1 protein-coding gene is annotated in these 500 nt (G+C 40.8%); it reads right to left on the bottom strand.

Going from position 1 to position 500, the window contains the following annotated elements:
* Positions 1-133: 133 nt before the first annotated feature.
* Positions 134-500 (bottom strand): hypothetical protein (locus FK268_RS26335; RefSeq protein WP_205124558.1); only part of this gene is annotated, 367 nt, incomplete at its 5' end.

Below are 500 nucleotides of genomic sequence, written 5' to 3' on the forward strand. Positions count from 1 at the left end.
AAGAGAATGAAGCAGAAATCAGTACGATTTTAGAGGAAGCGATTGCTAAAATTAAAGCGCTCTAAGTATCGATGTCATTGATAGGTATGATTTAGATATCACAATTTAGGCGATAGCTTTGAGCTGTCGCCTACTATCTTCCAAATGAAGCAGATAAGATTAAGGGCTGAACAGACGGCTCTTTTAGCAATTGACCTGCATCATCTTTTAAAAAAAGCGTGAGCTGATGCGTTGTAGAGATCAGTTTTAGAGCATCGATCTCGGCAACCGCTTCTGTAGCGATCACTCGAGCAACATCATCAATAGTGCGATTTGCCTCAGCAAGATCACTCTTGTCAGCAATCGAGATGACAGTTTCCGGGCTTTGGTAGATTCTCCCCTCATATTCACATACACTCTGAATCGTAAGATGTGCGCGCTGCGTTTTAAGAGCCTCAAGTTCAAGAGCGTCGATATAGTGATGCATTTTAAGATCCTTCTCTATAAATCTATCTATATTT

The sequence above is a fragment of the Tsukamurella sputi genome, assembly GCF_007858445.1.
GTDB classification, from domain to species: domain Bacteria; phylum Actinomycetota; class Actinomycetes; order Mycobacteriales; family Mycobacteriaceae; genus Tsukamurella; species Tsukamurella sputi.